Annotated in this window: 20 protein-coding genes; 8 read left to right on the forward strand and 12 right to left on the reverse strand. The window is 62.4% G+C overall.

Translation table 11 applies throughout. The features are described from left to right. Positions 1–14: 14 nt before the first annotated feature. The 3 genes from KTJ77_RS06905 to KTJ77_RS06915 are packed head-to-tail and all read right to left on the reverse strand — an operon-like array spanning position 15 to position 2780. Complete coding sequence (locus KTJ77_RS06905; RefSeq protein ID WP_217337695.1) at positions 15–1046, reverse strand: alanine racemase; 1032 nt, start codon at positions 1044–1046, stop codon at positions 15–17. After that, positions 1043–1756 carry an alanine racemase C-terminal domain-containing protein gene (locus KTJ77_RS06910; RefSeq protein WP_217337696.1) on the reverse strand — a complete coding sequence of 238 codons (714 nt, stop codon included), beginning with the start codon at positions 1754–1756 and terminating at the stop codon, positions 1043–1045. The genes KTJ77_RS06905 and KTJ77_RS06910 overlap by 4 nt, the downstream gene beginning before the upstream one ends. 4 nt (positions 1757–1760) lie before the next feature. Continuing rightward, positions 1761–2780, reverse strand: coding sequence for a sugar-transfer associated ATP-grasp domain-containing protein (locus KTJ77_RS06915; protein ID WP_217337697.1), 1020 nt, complete (start codon positions 2778–2780; stop codon positions 1761–1763). A 229-nt stretch (positions 2781–3009) separates the two neighbouring features. Between KTJ77_RS06915 and KTJ77_RS06920 the strand changes: the two genes are divergently transcribed. Then, complete coding sequence (locus KTJ77_RS06920) at positions 3010–4035, forward strand: sugar-transfer associated ATP-grasp domain-containing protein (protein WP_217337698.1); 1026 nt, start codon at positions 3010–3012, stop codon at positions 4033–4035. Here the strand turns inward: KTJ77_RS06920 and KTJ77_RS06925 are convergent. The 4 genes from KTJ77_RS06925 to KTJ77_RS06940 form a co-directional block, all read right to left on the reverse strand. Next, on the reverse strand, positions 4019–4891 hold the full coding sequence (locus KTJ77_RS06925) for an endonuclease domain-containing protein (RefSeq protein WP_217337699.1): 873 nt from the start codon (positions 4889–4891) through the stop codon (positions 4019–4021). The genes KTJ77_RS06920 and KTJ77_RS06925 overlap by 17 nt on opposite strands. A 950-nt stretch (positions 4892–5841) precedes the next feature. Further along, positions 5842–6540, reverse strand: coding sequence for a coenzyme F420-0:L-glutamate ligase (locus KTJ77_RS06930; protein WP_217337700.1), 699 nt, complete (start codon positions 6538–6540; stop codon positions 5842–5844). Further along, the gene (locus KTJ77_RS06935; RefSeq protein ID WP_217337701.1) at positions 6537–7883 is read right to left on the reverse strand and encodes an RNA polymerase sigma factor; all 1347 of its coding nucleotides are present in this window, start codon (positions 7881–7883) and stop codon (positions 6537–6539) included. The genes KTJ77_RS06930 and KTJ77_RS06935 overlap by 4 nt, the downstream gene beginning before the upstream one ends. Positions 7884–8102: 219 nt before the next feature. Beyond that, positions 8103–9035: a PAC2 family protein gene (locus tag KTJ77_RS06940; RefSeq protein ID WP_217337702.1), complete on the reverse strand. Its 933-nt coding sequence runs from the start codon at positions 9033–9035 to the stop codon at positions 8103–8105. A gap of 149 nt (positions 9036–9184) precedes the next feature. Here KTJ77_RS06940 and KTJ77_RS06945 point away from each other — a divergent pair, with 149 nt between their 5' ends. From KTJ77_RS06945 to sucB, 3 genes are all read left to right on the forward strand, one after another. After that, positions 9185–10636 carry a leucyl aminopeptidase gene (locus KTJ77_RS06945; protein WP_217337703.1) on the forward strand — a complete coding sequence of 484 codons (1452 nt, stop codon included), beginning with the start codon at positions 9185–9187 and terminating at the stop codon, positions 10634–10636. A gap of 33 nt (positions 10637–10669) precedes the next feature. Continuing rightward, positions 10670–12046, forward strand: coding sequence for a dihydrolipoyl dehydrogenase (gene lpdA / locus KTJ77_RS06950; protein WP_217337704.1), 1377 nt, complete (start codon positions 10670–10672; stop codon positions 12044–12046). Between the two features lie 62 nt (positions 12047–12108). Next, the gene (sucB, locus tag KTJ77_RS06955) at positions 12109–13845 is read left to right on the forward strand and encodes a 2-oxoglutarate dehydrogenase, E2 component, dihydrolipoamide succinyltransferase (protein WP_217337705.1); all 1737 of its coding nucleotides are present in this window, start codon (positions 12109–12111) and stop codon (positions 13843–13845) included. A 391-nt stretch (positions 13846–14236) separates the two neighbouring features. Here sucB and KTJ77_RS06960 read toward each other — a convergent pair whose 3' ends face one another. The 3 genes from KTJ77_RS06960 to KTJ77_RS06970 are packed head-to-tail and all read right to left on the reverse strand — an operon-like array spanning position 14237 to position 16948. Beyond that, positions 14237–15070 (reverse strand): DUF4097 family beta strand repeat-containing protein, encoded by an 834-nt coding sequence (locus KTJ77_RS06960; RefSeq protein ID WP_217337706.1) that lies wholly within the window; start codon positions 15068–15070, stop codon positions 14237–14239. 1 nt (position 15071) lies between these two features. After that, positions 15072–15728 carry a response regulator transcription factor gene (locus KTJ77_RS06965; protein ID WP_217337707.1) on the reverse strand — a complete coding sequence of 219 codons (657 nt, stop codon included), beginning with the start codon at positions 15726–15728 and terminating at the stop codon, positions 15072–15074. Beyond that, positions 15716–16948 (reverse strand): sensor histidine kinase, encoded by a 1233-nt coding sequence (locus KTJ77_RS06970; protein ID WP_217337708.1) that lies wholly within the window; start codon positions 16946–16948, stop codon positions 15716–15718. Before KTJ77_RS06970 ends, KTJ77_RS06965 begins: the two co-directional genes overlap by 13 nt. Positions 16949–17111: 163 nt before the next feature. Here KTJ77_RS06970 and KTJ77_RS06975 point away from each other — a divergent pair, with 163 nt between their 5' ends. Continuing rightward, positions 17112–17468 carry a helix-turn-helix transcriptional regulator gene (locus tag KTJ77_RS06975; protein WP_217337709.1) on the forward strand — a complete coding sequence of 119 codons (357 nt, stop codon included), beginning with the start codon at positions 17112–17114 and terminating at the stop codon, positions 17466–17468. Positions 17469–17470: 2 nt separating this feature from the next. Next, positions 17471–18451: an SRPBCC family protein gene (locus KTJ77_RS06980; protein ID WP_217338378.1), complete on the forward strand. Its 981-nt coding sequence runs from the start codon at positions 17471–17473 to the stop codon at positions 18449–18451. 58 nt (positions 18452–18509) lie between these two features. On the opposite strand, the gene KTJ77_RS06985 is transcribed toward KTJ77_RS06980, so the two are convergent. Beyond that, on the reverse strand, positions 18510–19946 hold the full coding sequence (locus tag KTJ77_RS06985; protein ID WP_217337710.1) for a hypothetical protein: 1437 nt from the start codon (positions 19944–19946) through the stop codon (positions 18510–18512). A 111-nt stretch (positions 19947–20057) separates the two neighbouring features. On the opposite strand from KTJ77_RS06985, the gene KTJ77_RS06990 reads away from it, so the two are divergent. After that, positions 20058–20768, forward strand: a complete 711-nt coding sequence (locus KTJ77_RS06990) for a DUF4191 domain-containing protein (RefSeq protein WP_217337711.1) — start codon at positions 20058–20060, stop codon at positions 20766–20768. 73 nt (positions 20769–20841) lie between these two features. On the opposite strand, the gene KTJ77_RS06995 is transcribed toward KTJ77_RS06990, so the two are convergent. Then, positions 20842–21255, reverse strand: a complete 414-nt coding sequence (locus KTJ77_RS06995; RefSeq protein WP_217337712.1) for an RDD family protein — start codon at positions 21253–21255, stop codon at positions 20842–20844. Positions 21256–21390: 135 nt separating this feature from the next. On the opposite strand from KTJ77_RS06995, the gene glnA reads away from it, so the two are divergent. Continuing rightward, positions 21391–22815, forward strand: coding sequence for a type I glutamate--ammonia ligase (gene glnA, locus KTJ77_RS07000; RefSeq protein ID WP_217337713.1), 1425 nt, complete (start codon positions 21391–21393; stop codon positions 22813–22815). The last annotated feature ends 88 nt before the right edge of the window (positions 22816–22903 follow it).

Below are 22903 nucleotides of genomic sequence, written 5' to 3' on the forward strand. Positions count from 1 at the left end.
CGACACAAGACGACTTACGGCAGGTAGTGACGCGGCACTTCAGGACTCACACGCAGTACGAGTTCTTCACCGATGGTTCCGATGCGCTCCGCAATGTCGGTAGCCGTTTCCAGAGCGGAACCACCGAATAGCGCGACGCGGTCGCCTTCGCCAGTGGGCCACGGCTCGCAGACGATCTCGTCAGCGCCGATCGCGGTGACGGCGCGAGAGCCATCGGGAGTGTGCACGTTGACGTGGCCAATAGCCAACGACGTGAGCGCCTCAAATCCCGCGTCAAGCACCACGCTGTCCTCCGTGACCGATGCGACTCCGGCCGTGACGGTTCCGATCCCTTTAATGCCAAGTTCTGCGTCGCTCGGCCCATCAGTTGAGCGGATTCCGTAGGCGAAAGCGCCGATACGAACCATGTCGTAGCGGTACTCGGGGCGCGCAAAGGCGGCAGCGCTCGCCGCGAGGTGCATGCGTGTGGGCTTCAGTCCCGTCGCACGCGCTTCGCTTACGGCCCAGTCGAAGATCGCCCGCGCTTCGTCATCGGAAGCGTCCGAGGTTTCAGCGATGTGTGACCAGATGCCGCGCACGTGAATGGTGCCTGCAACCTCGAGTTCGTGCGCTCGCTCCACGAAGGCTCGCCATCGTTCCGGGCGCACGCCGTTGCGGTGCAATCCGGTGTCGATCTTGAGGTGCACGGCGACCGGGGCACCTCCAGAACCAGCGGCTAAATCTTCGAGGAGCTCTTCGGTTCCGATTCCACAGTCGAGCTGTGCCGCAACGGCGTCAGCAATGTCGTGTGGGCCCTGCAGCATCCAGGCAAAGATTCGGGCGTCAGCGCCCAGCACCTCGCGCACACGCACGCCGGTGGCCACATCCAGTGCACCGATCCAGCGCACGCCCTCTTGCCATGCGCGCGTCACGATGGGCTCGAGCCCGTGGGCGTACGCGTCATCTTTGACGACGAGCATGTGGTCGGCCGGCGCGACGCGCTGGCGAATGGTGGCGAGGTTGGCGGCGAAAGTGTCGAGGTCGATCTCAAACTGTGCGGAGCTCATGCGACGACCTCTCGTCGTGATCGCAAGCCGACGAGCGTCACCAGTTCTTCTGCAGGCATGCCGGTGATCTCAACCCACTCGGCCAGTGCCGGTTCGTTGCGCTGTGGGTCTCCGAGCAGCACCACATCATCGCCGCGCGATACTGCTGCGTCTCCCACGTCGACGACGCACACGTCCATTGCGACGCGCCCTACGATGCGGTGGCGGGTGCCAGCGATGCTCACAGCGAGCTTGTTGCCAAGCGAGCGCACAAGGCCTTGAGCGTAGCCACCTGTCACCAGAGCGACTCGGGTGTCAGCCGCGGCGACGAAAGTGTGGCCGTAGCTGACACCTTCCCCTGCGCGCAGCTGCTTCACGCCGAGCACTTCGCCAACCAGAGTGAGCGCCGGGCGAAACGCACCGTCTGCGAGCCCGAGCGTCATGCGCGGCGGCACATCAGCGGCCGCGATGACGCCTGGCCCGATATCTCCGGAGGGCGAGCGAAAAACCTCGGCCGCACCGGCGCCACGGTTGACGCCGAACATATCGAGCTCTTTCGCGAGCGAGGTCACCAGGTCAGCGCCGTGACCGTAGGCGTCGGCGCGAACGTCGATCAGTGCCTCACCGAGCGACTGGCGTATACGCCGCTGTTTGATGAGTTCAAGATTGGCGCGAAGGGCGCCGGCGCTCACCAGGGCGCGCGGGAGCGTTCGCGAAAGCAGCTGCGTCATACGCTCAGAAGGTCATGACCGCTTCGTGTGCGGGGCGCGTGCCGCGGCGGATGCCGGTGGCGAGCACGCGGGATTCGTAGAGTCCGGGAATCCAGTTGCCTTCGATGAGAATCGGTCCGTTGGGGCCGACCGCGACATCCCAGCCGATGTACGGAACCTCGGGAATGATCTGCGCAACCTCGGTGATGAGCGCGACGACTTCGTCCCACAGCGGCACCTGGAAGTCGATGATCGACTTGCCCGAGTCCGGGTGATTTTCGTAGAAGGTGTCGTTCTTGCCGTTGTGTCCTCGGCCGACAGCCTTGCCGTTTTCGTCGAGCATCGTGAAGAAGCCACCCCACGAGAACTGGTCGGAGACCGAGCCGCGGCCAAACTTCTGCACGCGCACCAGGATGTGCACGTTCGTGCCATCGAAGTAGCTGGTGATGCGCGTGGTGTTAACGGTGCCTGCGCAGTATTCAGCGAGGTACGGGTGCTGGGTGATCTTCTCTTCGATGAGCATTTGGTCTTTGGAGACGAGCTCGTTGTAGAAGGCGGTCCAGTCGGTAATGTCTTTCGCTTCATAGCGGAACACGCCGTGGCCTTCGCGGCTGATCGGCACCTTCGCGATGAAGACCGGGTGACGCTTCGCGAACTCTTCCAGAGCTGCCGCGTCTTTATCGTGCAGGTCAAGCCATTCGCGACCCAGGTACTTCTCGAAGCGACGGTTGAAGTTGAGCTTGGAAATGAAGTTGTCTTCAGCGATCTTCTGGTCGTTGACCTTGACCGCAATGTGGTGCTGAAGCAGCGACGTCATAAACGTCTTGCGCTCCGCACGAGTGAGCGACGCGAAGTCGGCCTCGTAATAGTCGATGAACGCGGTGTCTTTGAAGGCAGCCGAATAGAGCATGTCAACGAAGATCGGGAAGGTGGCACGCTTGTGCTCCTTGCCAATCTTCTGCGCGAGCTCCCAGATGCGTCCGGGGTTGAAGTTGCGGAGCCGGTTCGCCAAGTACCGAACGCGCGCCTTCAGATCAATCTGCATCAGGAATCGTTGCCTTTCGTCACGCCAGGGGCGCCGAACACTGGAAGTGCCCATTCTACGCGTCGCACCCCGGGAGAAACTGAGCCGCGCCCGAATGGCGCTTCTCTGGTTCCGGTTCTCGCGTTCCGGTTCGCTGGCTCCGGTTCTCTGGTGACGGTTCTCGCGTTCTGTGCCGCGCACCGCGGTCGCGCTCAGGGGTTCCGCGCGCCTCGCCAGATAGAATCGAGCAATGGCTCAACTCGCGCTTCGCATGAAGTACCTCTTTGATCGCGCCCGCAATGTGTCGGGATCCAACATCGTGGAGTTCGCCAAGCAGACGAAGCGCGTGAGCAAAGCGCCGCTGCCGGTCATTATTGCCGACATGCTGTGGTGCTCGGTGCGGTACGAAATGGGTTTTCGTGACTATGCGGTGTGGGATATTCGCCTGCTCAAGGCGAAGGAGCGTCGTACCTGGATGACGCACCCGAAGTCGTACCGGCTGACGAAGACGCTGAACGGCGCTGAATCGCGTGAAGTGATGGAGAACAAGCTCCAATTCAATGCGGATTTTGCCGACGTCATGGGGCGCGAGTGGATCGACGCGAAGACGGCTTCTGCGCAAGAGCTTCAGGCGTTCGTTGTGAAGCACGGCGCTGTGATGGCCAAGCCTGCCGACGGCTTCGGCGGTCACGGACTCGGACGCTACGAGGCTGGCGACGCGGCAGATGCCGAGGCGTTCCGGGCGCTTTTGATTGAGCGGAACCAGACACTCGTTGAGCAGTTTCTGGTGCAGCACGAAGAGATGGCGCGACTGTATCCGGGTTCCGTCAATACCGTGCGTCTGATCACGTATCTCGATAAGCAGGGCACTTTTCACGTGATCGCCGGTGTTTTGCGTATCGGCAACGGTGGCGTGATCGACAACTTTGCTGGCGGCGGTATGTTCACGATGCTCGATGATGATGGTGTCGCGATGTACGGTGCCGTCGACAAGCATTCGAACGCGTACGAAATGCACCCGGCGACCGGCGTCGCGATAAAGGGATTCCAGGTTCCGATGTACCGCGACATGGTGGCGCTTGTGGAGAAGCTTTCGCACCGCCTCCCCCACACGCCCTATGTTGGCTGGGATGTCGCGCTGACGCCGTCTGGCCCCGCGATTCTTGAGGCGAACCACAACTCGTCGGTGTTCCAGATGAAGCCGTCGGTGTCGGGCGTGCGCACGGGCCTCATCAAGCGCTACGAAGACGCCGTCGGTTTCAGCCTGCAGAAGTAGGCGCTCCGCGCCCGTCCGCCCCCGCTGGCTCTGGTTCCCACCGGGTGGCTTCAATGGCAGCCAGCACGGTTTGCAGTGTTTGCGGCCAGGAGCGGATGACCTCAGAAAAGGAGAACCGCAGGGGAAAGTACCCGAGCCGAATCGCCGCGTTATCTCTCCGCAGATCCTTTTCTCTGTCTGCCGCCGACTCATGGTTCCGTCGTCCGTCGACTTCAATCAGCACCCGCCCGCACCGAAAATCGACCCGGCCAACGGTTTCGATTTCAACCTGCGACTCAAGCTCGATGCCCTCGAGCATGAGCCGAAATCGAAAAATCGACTCAAGCCCTGACCCGGCATCGCCCCGAGCACGCGCCAGCCACTGCCTAATGTGGGTCGGCACCGCCTTTCGGATCGACGCCCGCTCCGCGTCCGAGATGAAACCCTGATACCAAGCCGATTCATACGCGGCGAAGTACGACTCCACTGACAAACACCGCCATGCCGTCAAAAGCGCATGGAAGACCGAAACGATGCCGAACGACGTGCGCGGCGCAGTATGGTGATCCACGCACGTGCAGTTGCGGTGCGAGTGGCGACGCCCAGGAACGCCAAGTTCTACATGCGCGCGCAACGGGACATCGAGGACCCAGACCCCGCGCATTGCCAGGGCGCTGACACAGGTGAGCGCACCACCGTGCGCCGCCGCGACGGCGACGGGCTGTGTGCTGTCGAGGGCATAGACGCCCTTACGCAATCGCGCAATGGCCCCCGCCTCAGCCGAAGCCAGTGCCTCATCCATCGTCACGCCGTACGCAGCCATCTGATGGGTGCGCGCGACGCCACCGAGCCGAGCGAGTGCTTCACGTGGATCCATCCCTCCACAGTCCGCTCAGCGCGCGTGGGTTGGTTGGCGCGGTGCAGATCCGTGGACAGAACCAATCCGACACCACTTGTGGAGGAACGACCGAGGCAGCGACCTAAGACAGTGATCCTAGGCGGTTATCCAAGGCAGTGCTCTAAGGCGGCTATCGAGCCGGTAATTCCAGTTATGCATGAGCGATTTCAGTTATGCATGAGTCAGTCTTCCTCGCAGCCGACTTTTCCGGCGTGTCGCCCCGAAGAAGACCGTCCGCTCATGCGTAACTGGCGAGGCTCATGCATAACTGGATACACCGCGAAATGGCGGGGGCGATCGACGTTGCGTGGCCCCTCGGCTCAAGTCGCGGGGCCACGCGCCCGGGCCCGGCGGGAACCACGTGTCAAGCCGGGAACCACGTGTCAAGCCGGGAACCACGTGTCAAGCCGGGAACCACGTGTCAAGCCGGGAACCACGTGTCAAGCCGGGAAACACCAGGCAAGCCGGGCATTCACCCCCAAAGCCGGGGCGATGGAGCACACGCCGCACAAACCGCCCGGCAAAACGACGCAGGCGCAATCGGCCTCGCCAAATGACGCGTCAATGTACGAGTCCGCCCGACAGGCGGAACGATGGGTTGCGACGGGCGGGAACCGTGGGGCTGACGGGCGGGAATCATGCGGATGGACAGGCGGGAACCATGGGGGGGCACGGGCCCATGGGGCTGGCACCATGGGGCAGCGGACGGGAACCATTGGGTCGACAGGCGGGAACCATGCGGCTGGACGTGCGGAACCATGGGGCTACACGGGAACGCGGCACGGAACCAGGGGGCGCGACGGGCGGGAACGATGGGGCTGAGGACAGGGGGCGCCTGAGACGCGGCCTGCAAACGCTCTGAGTAAACGACAGGTCCCCCTCACGAAAAGCGTGAGGGGGACCTGAAACGTCAGCGGTTCAGCAGAACGTTACGCGCGGCGGATGATGCCGAGCGGCGTGGACTGGTGTCCCTGGCCGAGCGGGTTGTCCTTCAGAATCTTGATGAGGCGAGCCTCGCCGTCCTTCGGAAGCGTGGACCCGAGGATGTTGCCGCCGAGGTCGTTGATGTCAACGACGGCGACGCCAGCCTTCGTGTCGAGAAGCTCCTTGAGGTGGTATGCGACCGCCTTCGGCTTCTCCGGGCCCAGCACAACAGCCTGGTTGTACGGCGGAATAGTTCCGCTCGTGGGGCCATCGATCGCGCGGGCCTTGTCGCCCGCGATGCGATAGAAGTCACCCTTGCGACCGAACGCCTTGGTCACAGCCGCCACAGCAGCCGCGAACAGGATCTTCGGCGTACCGCACTCACGCAGCGCCATTTCCATCGTCTCGGGCATGCCGAGTCCGATGCCGTAGGGAGTGCGCGTCACATACTTTGACAGAAAACGTGCGAGCGGGCGTACCTGGATCTCATCGAGCCGGTACGAACGGCCCTGCGTGATGGCAACGATCTTCTCCGTAACGAAGAGAACGTCGCCCTCAACAGCCTTGCCGGCGGCGTACTCGGTAATGAATTCGTCGAGGTCATCGCCGGGCATGACCACGCGGGTCTTGATCGGGATGCGCTGGAACGACTCACCGTCGACAACGATTTCGAGGTTCTTGCCCTCGTTAGCTGCCGAGCTCATTCGAGGTAGTCCCGGAGCGACTGCGAACGGCTCGGGTGACGCAGCTTCGCCATCGTCTTCGACTCGATCTGGCGGATGCGCTCACGCGTCACGCCGAACGTGTCACCGATCTGGTCAAGCGTCTTGGGCTGGCCATCGCCGAGGCCGAACCGCATGCGAATAACGCCAGCTTCACGCTCAGACAACGAGTCAAGCAGCGACTCAAGCTGACGCTGCAGCATCGTGAAGCCCACGGCGTCCGCCGGAACCACGGCTTCGGTGTCTTCAATAAGGTCACCGAACTCGCTGTCGCCATCTTCACCAAGCGGCGTGTGCAGCGAAATCGGCTCGCGGCCGTACTTCTGCACCTCGACAACCTTTTCAGGGGTCATGTCGAGTTCACGCGAAAGCTCTTCAGGGGTGGGTTCGCGACCGAGGTCTTGCAACATCTGACGCTGAACGCGCGCCAACTTGTTGATGACCTCAACCATGTGAACCGGAATACGAATGGTACGAGCCTGGTCAGCCATGGCGCGGGTGATCGCCTGACGGATCCACCAGGTGGCATAGGTCGAGAACTTGAAGCCCTTGGTGTAGTCGAACTTCTCGACTGCACGGATCAGACCCAGGTTTCCTTCCTGGATCAGGTCAAGAAACTGCATGCCACGACCCGTGTAACGCTTCGCAAGCGAAACCACGAGACGGAGGTTGGCGCCGAGCAGGTGGCTCTTGGCACGCTGGCCATCGCGAGCAACCCACTGCAGGTCAAGGCCAAGCTGGGCCTGCTTCTCGGCGGCCGTCATGGTCGACAGCTTCTCTTCGGCGAACAGGCCAGCCTCAATACGCTGTGCGAGCTCAACCTCTTCCACTGCGTTCAGCAGCGGAACCTTACCGATCTGCTTCAGGTAGTCCTTGACAGGGTCGGCGGTTGCGCCGGTGATCTGCGTCGCGAAAACCGGAGCGTCGTCTTCGTCCGTTGCGGTGAGCACGATCGCGCCTGTCGGCAGCGGTTCGGTCATCGCAGGCTTGCGAGTGTCGCTGCCCTCGTCGTCGTCTTCGTCATCGTCCTTGCCGGGCTTGGCAGAGTCGCCTTCGACACCGCCGGCCTCGCCGAGTTCGACATCTTCGCCGTCGATCTCTTCGTCTTCGGCTGGTTCGTCTTCCTTCTTCTTGCGACCCTTGGGAGCGGCCTTCGCCGTCTTCGCCTTGGGTGTTGCAGAAGCGGTAGCGGTCTTAGCCGCTGTCTTCTTCGCGGCAGGCTTAGCCGCGGTCGTGGCTGCGGTGGCCGCCTTCGTCTTGCGCGCAGGGGCCTTCTTCTCAGTCTCGTCCTGAGGGGCCTGCGCATTCTTGCTAGCAGGGGTCACGTTTCACCTTTCACCGGAGGATCCGGAGGTTTCGGACACTAGTAAGACCCTTGTCAAGTCCTGCGTCGTGAAACGATCACGAATACAGCCCTGACAACGGGTCGATTCTCCATTGTCTCATACGGATGCGCTCCGCCATGACAACACGTAAAGAAAGTAACGCGCGGGCACCACAATTATTCCCGCCGCGCCGCCTACATGCGCGAAAAGACTCGGAATCTAGGCCGTCGTTCCCTTATCGTCATCACTCGGACGATTCGCCAGATATCGCTCCAGCTCCGCGGCAAGTTCATCCGCCGACGGCATGGGCGCACCTCCCAGCAGGGGCGATGCCTCCCCCGTCGCCGTGGTTCCGGCGCGGTAAGCGTCGTACTGGCGCTCGAGTCGTGAAATCAGTCGCTGCAGTTCGTCGTTCGCTGCAACCTGCTCGGCAACCTTGCCGCGGTACTCCTCGAGATCGTTCGACAAATCGTCAAACAGGAAGGCCAACTCGTTGGCGCGTGCAATCCACTCGATCGTCGCGATCGTTGCTTCCGGGTTATCCGTGTCTGCCAGATAGTGCGGCACCAGGAGCACAAACCCAGCGACGCTGTGCTCTTCCTCGGCAAAGCGATACTCAAGCAGGTGACCTGCGGTCGCCGGAACCTGGGTGTGCGGCTTCCACCCCGAGTACTGATCAATAAGGTCGCGACGGTTGCCGCTCACGGTGACCGCCAGCGGGCGCGTGTGCGGAACAGGCATGCCGATGGAATGCACCCACGTCATAGAAGAAACGGCATAGTCATCAGCCAGGTCGAGAACCGCGTCTGCAAATGCTTCCCATGCGAAGTCGGGTTCATAGCCCGCCAGGAGAAGAAACTGTTGTCCGAGCGCATCACGCGCCACGCACAGCTCGAGCCGCGGCGGCACATAGTTCGTCAGGTGATCCGCCTCGAACGTAATGATCGGCCGGCGTGCGCGATAGTCGAGCAATACGTCGTTGTCGAAGATCGCCACCGGCTGCAGGTCAGCGTGCGTGCGCATGTAGTCCACGGTTCCGGCAACGGCGGCACCGGCGTCGGTGAAACCGGTCAGCAACACAACAAGTGGAAGACCGCGCGGAACATCAGGGCCATGGGTTACGCGCTCGTAGACATCATCAGACTGGGGCACATCCCCATGCTACGAGCCACCGCGACATCGGCGGCGAACTGACGCTGACAGCGAACAGGGCGTGATCCCGGACGTTTTCGTGCCGATGATTGCGCCGCGCCAGCGACAAACACGACGCTGAGCGTCAAGACAAACCTAGGATAGGAGGCATGTCTGTCGCTGATCTCGTGGCCTCATCCGAATCTCCCGTCTCCTCCGACGCCGACCTTCTTGTCGTCGTTGTCGGAACTTTCCCCAACGCTGAGGCTCTCAGCGCTTGGCCAGGCCTCGAGGACAGCCTCGTCGCAACCGGTTTCAAGGGGACCGCTGGTTCCACTATGCGTGTTTCTCTCCCGGCCGTCACAGACAAGCCGATTCTTGTTGCGGGCGCCGGAAGTGACATTGACGCTGAGGCCGTGCGTTCCATCGTCGGCCAGGTCGTGCGTGCAACCACAGGTTTCGCAAAGCTCGGCATCGTGCTCACTGGTGACACGGCCAACTACCCGGAGGAAGCTGCCGAAGGCGCAGCCCTCGGTTCCTACTCGTTCGACTCTTACAAGACGAGCACTCCCACGGAGCGCGCAACGAGCGTTGTGCTGTTCGCCGAGGCCAACGCCGACCGCGCCACCGTGATCGGTGACGCCGTTGCTCTGGTCAAGGACCTCGTCAACATGCCGGCGCAAGACATGGGCCCTTCGGAGCTCGCTGACGCTGCCGTTGTCGCCGTTGAGGGTCTTCCCGTTACCGTCACCGTGCTCGACGAGAAGATGCTCGAAGAAAAGGGATTCGGCGGAATCCTCGGCGTCGGCCAGGGATCAGATCGCGCACCGCGCTTGGTTCACCTTGACTACAACCCGGAAAACGCCGAGCGCCACATTGCGCTGGTCGGCAAGGGCATCACCTTTGACACCGGCGGCCTTTCGTTGAAGCCTGCCGCCGCAATGGTGGGCATGAAGGAAGACATGGCTGGCGCAGCAACCGTGCTCTCGGTCGTTCAGGCAGCAGCACGCCTCGGTGGCAACAACCGCGTGACCGCTTGGATGTGCATCACCGACAACATGCCGTCTGGCCGTGCGATTCGCCCGGGTGACGTGCTGACGCACTTCGGCGGAACCACGGTGGAGGTTCTCAACACTGATGCTGAGGGTCGTTTGGTACTGGGAGACGGCATCGCTGCGGCTAGTGAAGAGCGCCCCGACGTCATCATCGACGTGGCCACCCTGACCGGTGCGATCATCGTTGCCCTCGGTATGCGCCACACCGGCGTTTTCGGAGATGAGGAGATCGTCGCCGACATCCTCGAGTCCTCTGCTATGGAAGATGAGCTCGCGTGGCACATGCCGCTGCCTGAGCACATGGAGTCTGAGCTTGACTCCCCCATCGCTGATATGCAGAACGCCAAGATCGGCGACTCGGCTGGTGGCGCACTGTTTGCTGGCCTGTTCCTGCGCCGCTTCGTTGGCAAGACAAGCGACGCCGAAGACGCACCGCGCATCCCGTGGGCACACCTCGACATCGCCGGATCGTCGTGGCACAAGGGCTCCCCGTACGGCTACACCGACAAGGGCGCTACCGGAGCGAGCGTACGTTCGCTCATCAACCTCGTCACGCGTAACGCCTAACCCGGCGCGCCGGCGACTTCCCAGGAGGAATGAATGACCACCCACACCTTCGACATCGTCGTCCTTGGTGCCGGTAGTGGCGGCTACGCGGCCGCTCTCCGCGCTGCAGAACTCGGCAAGACCGTCGCTCTCATTGAGAAAGACAAGGTCGGCGGAACCTGCTTGCACCGCGGTTGCATCCCTACAAAGGCACTCTTGCACTCGGCAGAGGTGGCACACACCGTGAAGACGGCTGCCACCTACGGCGTGACAGCAAGCTTCGACAACGTCGACATCGCGAACGTACACAAGTACCGCGACAACATCGTTGCGAAGAAGTTCAAGGGACTTGAGGGGCTGGTTAAAGCTCGCGGTATCACGGTCATCTCAGGCGAAGGAAAACTCGGCGCTGACCGCACCGTCGTTGTCGGCGATGACGTGTACCAGGGCGAGAACGTCATCCTGGCGACGGGCTCATACTCGCGTTCACTACCCGGCCTGGAGATTTCAGGTCGCGTAATTGCGAGCGAGCAGGCTCTCACGCTTCCGGAGATTCCGAAGAAGGTCCTGATTCTCGGTGGCGGCGTGATCGGCGTCGAGTTCGCGAGCGTCTGGCACGCTTTCGGCGCTGAGGTCACGATCATTGAGGCGCTTGACCGCCTGGTACCGAACGAGGATGCCGCGGTCAGCAAGGGCCTCGAGCGCGCATTCCGTCGCCGGGGGATCACGTCGAAACTCGGCGTGCGCTTCCAGTCGGCTACGCAGAGCAACGACGGCGTCACCGTCACGATGGAAGATGGTTCCACTCTCGACGGTGACTACCTTCTCGTCGCCGTCGGCCGCGGCCCGGCAACGGCGGGTCTCGGTTTCGAAGAAGCCGGCCTCACGATGGATCGCGGATTCGTCATCGTCGATAACGAACTGCGCACCAACATCTCCGGAGTCTGGGCGGTCGGCGACATCGTTCCCGGCCTTCAGCTTGCGCACCGCGGGTTCCAGCACGGCATCGCCGTCGCCGAGCGCATCGACGGGCAGACCGTCGCTGCGGTTCCTGACATCGAGGTTCCGAAGATCACGTACTGCTCCCCCGAGATCGCATCCGTTGGCCTCAACGAGGCTCAGGCTGCGGAGAAGTACGGCGCAGACAAGATCAAGGCCTACGAATTCAACCTCGCGGGCAACGCCAAGAGCGAGATCATTGGCACCGGCGGCTTCATCAAGGTCATCCGCGAAATTGATGGCCCGGTCATCGGCGTTCACATGCTCGGAGATCGCGTCGGCGAGATGATCACCGAGGGCCAGTTGGCTGTCGTATGGGAAGCTTTCCCTGAAGATCTTGCGCCTCTGATCCACGCACACCCCACACAGAGCGAAGCAATGGGTGAGGCCTTCTTGGCCCTCGCCGGAAAACCGCTTCACGCATTGTCGTGACGAAACCCGTTACGTCACTAAGCTAGATACGTCACAAGCAGCATCATGAAGGAGACATCGACATGAGCACATCCGTGGTCCTCCCCGCTCTCGGTGAGAGCGTTACCGAGGGAACGGTCACCCGCTGGCTCAAGCAAGTCGGCGACACGGTCCAGGCTGACGAGGGCCTGCTCGAGATTTCGACGGACAAGGTTGACACCGAAATTCCGTCGCCTGTTTCTGGCGTGATCGAAGAGATCCTCGTCCAAGAAGACGAGACCGTCGAGGTTGGCGCAATCCTGGCAAAGATCGGTGATGGTTCAGGTGCAGCGTCGGCTGAGGCCGCTCCTGCCGCTGAGCCTGCCGCTGAAGCACAGGCGGAACCTGCTGCCGCGCCGGCTGAGGCTGCTCCTGCTGCTGAAGCACCGGCTGCCGAGGCACCCGCTGCCGCAGCTCCGGCCGCTGGCGGCGACAGCACCGAGGTGAAGCTCCCCGAGCTGGGTGAGAGCGTCACCGAGGGCACCGTTACCCGCTGGCTGAAGCAGGTCGGCGAAGAGGTTGCCGTCGACGAGCCGCTGCTTGAGATCTCGACCGACAAGGTTGACACCGAAATTCCGTCGCCTGTGGCCGGCGTTCTGCAGGAGATCCTGGTTGCTGAAGACGAGACGATTGCCGTTGGTTCGGTTCTTGCTCGCGTCGGCTCTGGTGCTGCTCCTGCTCCGGCAGCTCCGGCACCCGCGGCAGAAGCACCCGCTCCGGCCGCTGAGGCACCGGCACCCGCTGCAGAAGCACCCGCGGCACCTGCTCCGGCAGCTGAAGCACCCGCGGCACCTGCTCCGGCACCTGCAGCACCCGCTCCGGCACCTGCAGCTGCTCCTTCGGCTCCGGCAGCCCCGAAGCTTGTTCTGCCTGCTGAAGGCGATGACCGTCTCTACGTCACCCCGCTCGTGCGCCGCTTGGCCGCTCAGCAGGGCGTTGACCTCACGACGGTTCAGGGCACGGGTGTTGGCGGACGCATCCGCAAGGAAGATGTCCTGAAGGCCGCACAGAGCCCCGCAACTGCCGCTCCGGCAGCCGCACCCGCCGTCAAGCTGGAAGCGTCGCCGCTGCGCGGTACGACGGTTCCGATGACGCGTCTGCGTAAGGTTGTCGCTCAGCGTGCCGTTGAGTCGATGCAGCAGACCGCTCAGCTGACGACGTTTGTTGAAGTTGACGTCACGAAGGTGGCAAACTTCCGCGACCAGACGAAGGCTGACTTCCTGGCTCAGACCGGCGACAAGCTCTCGTTCCTGCCGTTCTTCGCTTTGGCAGCTGCTGAAGCTCTCCGCGCGTTCCCCATCATCAACTCCACTGTTGAGGGTGAGAACATCGTCTACCCTGCAACCGAGAACCTCTCGATTGCTGTGGACACCGAGCGTGGCCTGCTGACGCCGGTGTTGCGTGACGCTGCGTCGAAGAACATCGCGCAGATCGCCCGCGAGATCGCTGACCTGGCTGATCGCACGCGCAACAACAAGCTGAAGCCGGACGAGCTTGCCGGTGGCACGTTCACGTTGACCAACACTGGTTCGCGTGGCGCCCTGTATGACACGCCGCTCGTGTTCTTGCCGCAGTCGGCAATTCTCGGCACCGGAGTCGTTGTGAAGCGCCCCGGCGTTGTGAAGGTTGACGGCGTCGACGCGGTTGCCGTTCGCTCCTACGTCTACCTTGCGCTGTCGTACGACCACCGCATCATCGACGGTGCTGACGCTGCTCGCTTCCTCGGTGCCATCAAGGCCCGCCTGGAAGACGCAAACTTCGCGGCCGACCTCGGCATCTAAGTTTCGCTACGACGAAGGGCTCCGGTTTCGACCGGGGCCCTTCGTCGTTTCCCAAGACGACGTCACCGCCGCGCTCAGTGTCGTCGCCGTTGTCGCCGAGACGCGCGCAACGCCGTTCATGCACGAGTCCATCCTGTTGTGCACGATCCAGACGCTCAACAGGCGTGAAAACACGGCGTGTCGCGGCCGAGACACCATTTCACCGTGCAGAACTGAAAAGAGTCATGCCTGAGTCGGTCGCACGTGGTGATGACGCTACGGTGCGGTTATGCGGCCGCGACCGGGGGCCAGGGAGACGGGAGCAGAGAGGCATCCATTCTCTTTGGTCGATGAGCCCGCTGAAACGAGGATGGGCCCCGGCGTTGCCGAGGCCCATTCAGTGCTGACGGGGCTATTCGCCGCGTCGCAGCGTGATGTCGCCAGCCGACAGATCCACCGAAATACTGCGCGGTGCGGAGGAGTCGGTGTCGAGGTCAATGTCGGCGTCGCCGAGTGAAACATCACTCGATACGCGGTACGCCACATCGGGCATGGTCAGATTGATGTCGCCGGCTGATACCGAGAAGGTAGAGGTCTCAGGCGCCGTACCTGTGATGCTGCCACGCACAGAGCCCGCGCTGACATCGACGTCGAGCGTTCGTACATCGCGAGCGGCGAGTCGCGCTGATCCCGCGCTGATCGAAAGGTCAACATCATCGATCGCGCCCTCAATCTGGACGTCGCCCGCGTTAATCTCCACGCTCAGCGTCGCGAAGTCTCCTGCAACGACCGCGGAGCCTGCACTGTTTTGCAAGTCGAGTTCGAGCGTTCCGTTCATTTCTTCCGGCAGGGTCAGCGTCACCGCTTCTTCGCCAAAGAACCCGAGGAACGGGCCACCGCTAAACCACGAGCTGTTGTTGTTGACGACAAGCGTCTCGTTCTGCGTCTTCAGGCTCCACGAGCTGATGCCACTCGCCCTGGTGCTCTGCACGTCGAGGCTGGCTTCGTCCACGTCGGCAAACACGACGGTGAAGGTGGCCGCCGAATTGTCGACGTCGAGCCGTGTGATGCCGGCGGCATTTGCGGTGATAACGTCGCTCTGCTTGTCGCTGATGCGCGCGGCGTTCGCAGCAGATACTGCCAGCCCACCTCCAGCGATGACCAGGCCGACCACGGTAAAGGCAACGGCGATCCCGCGTCCGCGACGCGGACCCGCCACCGGTGTTGAGGGGGAATTGTTCGTCATGTCATACTCCAGAATCCGCACCGAGGTGCGTCAGGACGGCGAGAACACGGCGGTTATCAGATGCGCTGGTCTCGAGGTCAAGTTTGGTGAAGAGGGCGGAGATGTGTTTCTCCACGGAACCCTCAGAAATAAAGAGTGCTTCGGCGATCGCGCTGTTTGATTTGCCCTGCGCCATCAGTGCGAGCACGTCACGTTCGCGGTCCGTCAGGCGTTCCAGCCGTGAATCGCGCCGGCGCCTGCTCAGCAGCTGAGCGACGACTTCCGGATCAAGCACCGTGGCTCCCCCGGCAACGCTCTCGGCGCTTTCCAGAAACTCATTGACGTCGGCGACGCGGTCTTTCAGGAGGTAGCCGAGGCCCGCGGAGTTCGCCGTGATGAGTTCGGTCGCATAACGCTCCTCGACGTACTGGCTCAGCACCAGGATCGCCATCTGTGGGTTTGCTGCGCGCACGGCAAGCGCCGCACGAATGCCCTCGTCGGTGAAGCTGGGCGGGAGCCGCACATCGAGGATCAGCAGGTCAGCGGTCATCGTCGCGAGCGTTGCCATCAGGCTGTGCGCGTCTGGCAGCGCCGCGACCACGGTGTGTCCGGCGTCTTCCAGCAAACGCACCAGGCCTTCGCGCAGCAGCACTGCGTCCTCACAAATTACGATGCGCATGGCACACTCACTTCCAGCGTTGTCGGGCCACCAACCGGGCTTGTCAGCGAGAAGCTTCCGCCGACCGCCGCGACGCGCCCGGCGATACCGTCGATACCGCCACCCGGCGTGCGCACCGCACCACCGGTTCCGTCGTCTTCCACACGCGCCCAGATTCGGCCATGGTCGCGTTCGCGAACTGTGACACGCACCTGGCGGGCGTTCGAGTGCTTGGCGGCGTTGGTGAGCGCCTCGGCGATCACAAAGTACAGCGCTGCTTCGGTTGCCTTGGCACACCGGCCGGTGATGTTGATGTCGAGCATGACAGGCACATGCGAGCGTGCGGCGAGGGCCGACAGCGCGGCGTCGAGCCCACGGTCATCAAGCACTGCGGGGTGAATGCCGCGTGCCAACTGGCGCAACTCCGTGATGGCAGCCTTCGTCGACAGGTGCGCGTCGTCAATGAGCGCGGCGGCCGCTTCGGGATCAGTCGCGAGCTTATTCTTGGCCATCCCGAGCGTCATACCGACCGAAACCAGACGCGGTTGCACGCCGTCATGGAGGTCACGCTCAATGCGCGTGCGCTCAATCTCGGCCGCATTAATCGCCTCGTGCCGACGCTGCGATGCGACGTGCGCCTGCGCGACGAGTTGTGCTTCGCGAGACGGAACCATGAGAGAGCGGGAGACTTCACGGTGCGCGACGCCGAGGGCCGCAAGCAGCGCGACAGCCACGAGGATCGTCACGATCGTGGCAATGATGGCTCCGACGCCGTGTACCGGCCCAAAGATGAGGATCCAGAAGTCGCGCTGCGGAAAGCGAGCGGAACCAATGAGCACCGTCAGTGACGAAAAGATCGTGCCGAGGAGAGCCATGGCCACGGAGGCCAACACGAACATGATCGTGAAGTGGAGAGCTCCGATCCAGTTGCGCGAGTCTTTAGCCTGCAACCAGACCGTGTGCGGAAGGCGCAGCCAGTCGGTGCGGGTTGACCGCGCGAACGGGTGGGGCGGCACGTCGAAGCCGAACAGGCCGGCGACACGCGCCTCCTCCATGCGGGCGATCGCGGCGAGAAAGAGAAGCGCGAGCGCAAGCGGAACGAGCCCAATGCCGAGCACGACCAACAAACTCGCACCGGCCGCTGTGAGGGCGGCCATCACACCGAGAGCCGCGATACCGACGAAAAACAGCGCCCACAAATGGGCGACGGCGCCAGCGATGGGCTTAATGGTTGATTTCATGCTTCCACGCTATTTTTCCGCCGAACAGGGCACAGTGGCGTTGTCCTCACACCTGGTGGGGGTTATCCCCCACCAGCCATCTTCTCGCGCGCTGACCCGAATGGTCAGCATTTTCTACCGGGCCCCTTGACATGGTTCCGTCACCGGCATAACGTACAACCAAATGGTTGCACAATTAGAACTCGACGAAGCGGAGATCGACCGTGTATTTCATGCACTGGCGACGTCGACCCGCCGCGACATCCTGCGCCGGACGATCGAGCAGGAGCAGTCGGTCTCGACCCTCGCCGCTGACTACGACATGTCGTTCGCGGCAGTACAGAAGCACGTTGCCGTGCTTGAAGCTGCGAACCTCATCATCAAACGCGCCGAAGGGCGCGAGCGGCTTGTCCGCGCCAACCCCGAGATGATTGCCCGCGCCCGGGCGCTTCTCACCCAATACGAAGACATGTGGCGGTCGCGGATCGCCCGACTCGATGACCTATTGGCCGCAGAGGCCACCAACCTTGAAGGAGCATGACGATGCCTGTCACCGACATCACCACCGATCCCGAAAACCTCACGATGACGGTAACCGCTGAGTTTGCGGCACCGCTCGAACGCTTGTGGAACGCGTTTACGACACCGGCGCAGCTGGAACGGTTCTGGGGCCCTCCCGGATGGCCCGCCACGTTCACGAGCTGGGATCACTCGGTAGGCGGGCGCGCGATCTATACGATGCACGGTCCGCGCGGCGAGAAGTCGACCGGCTCGTGGGAGTTTCTCGCCATCAGCGCTCCGCACAGCTTTGAAGTCATGGATACCTTTGCTGACGAGCAAGGCAACCCCCTCGAAGGATTCCCGGCGATGCGCATGACGTTCACGTTCGACGCCACCGCCGAAGGCAGCCGAATGATCAACACCAGCTACTTCACCTCGACGGAGGCTCTCGAACAGGTTGTCGCGATGGGTGCCGTCGAAGGTACGCGGATGGCCATGGCTCAGCTCGACGCCGTTTTGCAAGATCTTCGGGAATACGCGCAGGGCAAAGGCACGCGTGTGGAGCTTCTCGACGACACCCACGTGCGCATCACCCGCCTGGTGAACGGGCCACGCGAGTTGGTATGGCGCGCGCACAACGAGCCTGATCTGATTCGCGGATGGATGCTGGGCCCCGATGGTTGGGAGATGACGGAGTGCGTCGTCGGCACCGAGGTTGGCGCGGCTTTTCGCAACTCGTGGGCACCCGTTGGTGATACCGAAGGCGAAGCGTTTGGCTTCGAAGGCGAAGTTCTGCTGTTTGACGCGCCACGTCGCGCCGTGACAACAGAGCGCATGCAGGGCATGCCCACGGAGACGCTGAACGACCTCAACCTTTACGAGGAGAATGGCGCGACGCTCATCACCCTGCTCATTGAGTACCCAGACAAGGAGACCCGCGACATGATCCTCGCCACCGGCATGGCCGATGGCATGGAGTCCTCCTACGCCCGTCTCGAGACCACGGTGCTGCAAAACGCTTAGCCCGACCACGATGCCGGTCGCCCCTTAAGGCGGCCGGCATCGCTATGGACGCTACACGTTACTGTTCTCCATAGACCTCCCGAATGAGCCAGCGCTCGTCGCGTTTTTCAATAACCACGGTGATCACAGGCGCGTTGTGCGATGTCACGGAAAACACGGCGATACCGCCGTAGTCATCAACCAGCTCCACGGCTCCTGCACGTGGCACCAGCGGCATCAAAGCGGTGTCAGCCAGCAGCTCGGTACACGACTGCGGCGTGTCGCACTCACCCACCGCCACCATGAGGGCGACGGCCTCAGCCGTGATCTCTGGCTGACCCTCCTGAGCAACCACGGCTGCTGGAGCGGACTCCACCGGTTTTGGAGCGGGCTGTGCAGTCGCAGACGGAACCACTGGTTCCGCCCCAGCACTGGCCCCGTCTGCAGCCGCAGCTTCGCGCGCACCCGCGTCGACTGCCTCGTCAGCACTCGCCTCCACAGGAGCACGCGGGCCCGGCGTGGCAGAGTCGCCATCGTCTGGCCACAACAGGCCACCGGCAACGACCATGACGGCGAGGGCAATCGCAAACACCCACACCCGCTTGCGCGACGGCTTCTCCGCCCCTGCTTTACCTTTGTGCACCACAGCTCTGCCTTTGGGCACCACGGCGCGATCGCGAACCGCACGTGGTTGCGGCGTCGATGTACGCGTGAGCCGCGCACGCGTACCCTCCATCCGCTGTCTCACTTCCTCGACAACCCGCATCACGCTGAGGCGCGGCGCCTCAAAAAGCGACGCGCGTCGTCCCGGGCTTTCGTTGCGTTCAGATTGCTCGCGATGCGCACGACGGCGCGGCAGAACGGGACTGGTTTGCGTAAATACGCGTGCGGTCTCCAATGTTGCGCCGAGAAAACCAAGCTCGACAGGGCGCGGCGCCGCGATCTGAACAAGGCGACGTTCAATCTCTCCGCGCACGCTACTCTCGCCTGCCGCCGTCGCATCCCTTGCCTCCACGAGGCACCTCGCCAACTCACGATCATCGGTATGAGCTGCCAGCATGCCCAGCATGCGGGCCGAGGCGACCGCCGCGCCGTCGCCCGCCCCGACCGCGAAAACCGGGCGGCCACTGTCTGTGGCCCACCATCGGCCCGTCACCGCCGCATTCGCTTCGTGCTCGTACAACTCGTTCAACCCGCGCAGGACGCTGCACGCAAGCGTCACCAGCTCTCCCGCAAGCACCACATCACCGCGACGACGCTCCAGAAACATCTCGAGCGGTTCCACCACACGCGGCATCATCACGTCGTGCCCGTCTGAGCGTCGCCACAAATCCACTGGCGCCCAGACATGTTCGGCACCGACAAACGACATGAGGTGGGCTACACGCTCGTGGTCACTATCGACCATGAGAAAAGCGACGCCGTCTTGCATCGCAAGAGCGGCTTCGCAGGGCGCATCGGGTGGCGCAACGCGCCGGATCACGCGAAGGTCACAGGTCAGCAGGGTCGAGGCCATAGGAATATCGTCGAGAAGATAGGCGCTGCGGGGTTGGCCGTCAGCGAACCTGTGTGTAATTGGCGGCTCCGGTGAACATGTGGAGGAGCCGTTCCAGGTATTCTTAACTCCATGGCTGCCCGCAATTCCGCTCCTGAGAAGCGCCCCGGACTCATTTCCCAGATCAAGACCCTCGTGAAGTTCACGAAGGACGTCTACCCCTGGCTTCCGTGGGTGCTGATCGGCATCCTGGTTGCCGGCGTGGCGCTCGGCGTCGGCCTCGGTTTCCTCATTCCGCCCGTTGCGATCTGGAGCATCATCCTCTGGGGTGTCACCGGTCTCCTCCTCGGATTCCTTGGCGCGATGATCACGATGTCGCGACTGGCAACGAAGGCGATGTACATCAAGATCGACGGCATGCCAGGCGCCACCGGCTACGTCATCACGAGCGGACTCGGTCGCGGCTGGAACGCTGACGAGACCCCCGTCGGCGTGAACCCCAAGACGCAGGACGCCGTATATCGCGCCATCGGCCGCGCAGGCATTCTGATCCTCGGTGAGGGTGCAGAAGGTCGTCTTACCCGTCTCATCAACGAAGAGAAAATGCGCGCCAAGCGCGTCGCCCCGCAGGTTCCCGTACACGTCATGTACGTCGGTAACGGCGAAGGCCAGGTTCCGATCAAGACGCTCGCAAAGACCGTCAAGGCCCTCCCGAAGAGCATCAACAAGGCGACTCAGGCGGCCGTCATCAAGCGCATGGCGTCGATGACGCAGGGCATGGCATCGCTGCCGATCCCGAAGGGCATCGACCCGACCAAGGTTCGCGCACCGCGCCCGCGCTAGTCACGCACCAGACAAAGAAGTGAGGCACCCGATCATTCGGGTGCCTCACTTCTTTGCTTGGTAGCGGAACCATTTAGCGGCGGAAGATTCCCGGCGCACGTACCAACATGGTTCCGGAAATCTTGTCGTGCAGCCCGCGCTGATCCTGATCCCAGACAACGGCGGGAATAACCAACAGAATCAAGACGGTGCGCACAATCGGGCGCACAACGCCCGTCCACGCACCATCGAGACGCAACACACGCATACCGACGATGCGGTGCCCTGGTGTGCCACCCAGCGTCGGGACAAACACCACGTTGATCGCGAAAAAGATCAGCATCTGAGCCAGCGGGCTGTAGTCGAAGAATGCAATCGAGAGGATCGTGACGGGGATCCAGTCAATGATCAGTGCGAGCAAGCGAGGGGGGAAACGGGCGATGCTTCCAACGCCGGTTTCGGGGAGGCCAAGGTCTTGACCTGGATAGTACGCAGAAGGGTTGGTCACCCCTCCAGCCTAATCGCCGTATGTAACACGCCTGAAACATTCGGGATACGCTCGAGACACGACGAAAAGGTAACGTCCCGTTTGTAGCCGATAATTCTGGGCTCAGTAACGCCGCTCTACCCCATTGGAGAATGCATGTTCCGCGATTCATCTGAAGTGCTGGCGTACATCAAGGAGAACGACGTCAAGTTTCTTGACATCCGTTTCACGGATCTCCCGGGTGTGCAGCAGCACTTCAACATTCCGGCCTCGACCGTCGATGAAGAATTCTTCACGGTCGGCCAGCTCTTCGACGGTTCGTCGATTCGCGGTTTCGCGTCGATCCACGAGTCCGACATGCAGCTCATCCCCGATGTGACGACGGCGTACATCGACCAGTTCCGCGCGGAGAAGACCCTCATCATGGTCTTCGACATCTTCAACCCGCGCACCGGTGAGGTTTACAGCAAGGACCCGCGTCAGGTCGCAAAGAAGGCAGAGAAGTACCTCGCCTCCACCGGCATCGCTGACACCGCCTACTTCGCACCCGAAGCCGAGTTCTACATCTTCGACGACGTGCGCTACGAGGTTTCTGAGGGCAAGAGCTTCTACTCGATCGACTCCGAGGAGGCTGCGTGGAACACCGGCCGCAAGGAAGAGGGCGGCAACCTCGCCAACAAGACCCCCTTCAAGGGCGGCTACTTCCCCGTCTCCCCCGTCGACAAGACGGCAGACCTCCGCGACGACATGTCGCTGCGTCTGATCGAAGCGGGCCTGGAGCTTGAGCGTTCGCACCACGAGGTCGGCACCGCCGGCCAGCAGGAGATCAACTACCGCTTCGACACCATGGTGTCGGCAGCTGACGACATCCTGAAGTTCAAGTACATCGTCAAGAACACGGCAGAGCTGTGGGGCAAGACGGCAACGTTCATGCCGAAGCCGCTGTTCGGCGACAACGGATCGGGCATGCACACCCACCAGTCGCTATGGCTCGACGGCAAGCCGCTGTTCTTCGACGAGAAGGGCTACGGCCAGCTCTCAGACATCGCGCGCTGGTACATCGGTGGCCTGCTGAAGCACGCTAACGCTGTGCTCGCGTTCACGAACCCGTCGCTGAACTCCTACCACCGCCTGGTGAAGGGCTTCGAAGCTCCGGTCAACCTGGCGTACTCGGCCGGTAACCGTTCGGCCGCCATCCGCATCCCGCTGACGGGTTCCAACCCGAAGGCAAAGCGCATCGAGTTCCGCGTTCCTGACGCCGCATCGAACCCCTACCTTGCCTTCGCCGCGCAGCTGATGGCTGGCCTCGACGGCATCAAGAACCGCATCGAGCCGCTTGAGCCGATCGACAAGGACCTGTACGAGCTTCCCCCCGAGGAAGCAAAGAACATTCCTCAGGTTCCGAACTCGTTGCTGGACTCGCTCGAGGCTCTGCGCGCAGACCACCAGTTCCTCCTCGAAGGCGGCGTCTTCACGGAAGAGCTGATCGAGACCTGGATCAACTACAAGATCGAGAACGAGATCAAGCCGATCGCTCAGCGACCGCACCCGTTTGAATTCGAGCTCTACTACGGAGTCTGATTCTGAAGCAGCGGAGCCCGTCACCATATGGTGGCGGGCTTCGCTGTTTCCCTCACATTCCTGCAAATACATGAACTGTTGTTAAATA

This window comes from Microbacterium sp. NC79 (assembly GCF_019061125.1).
Classification (GTDB): domain Bacteria; phylum Actinomycetota; class Actinomycetes; order Actinomycetales; family Microbacteriaceae; genus Microbacterium.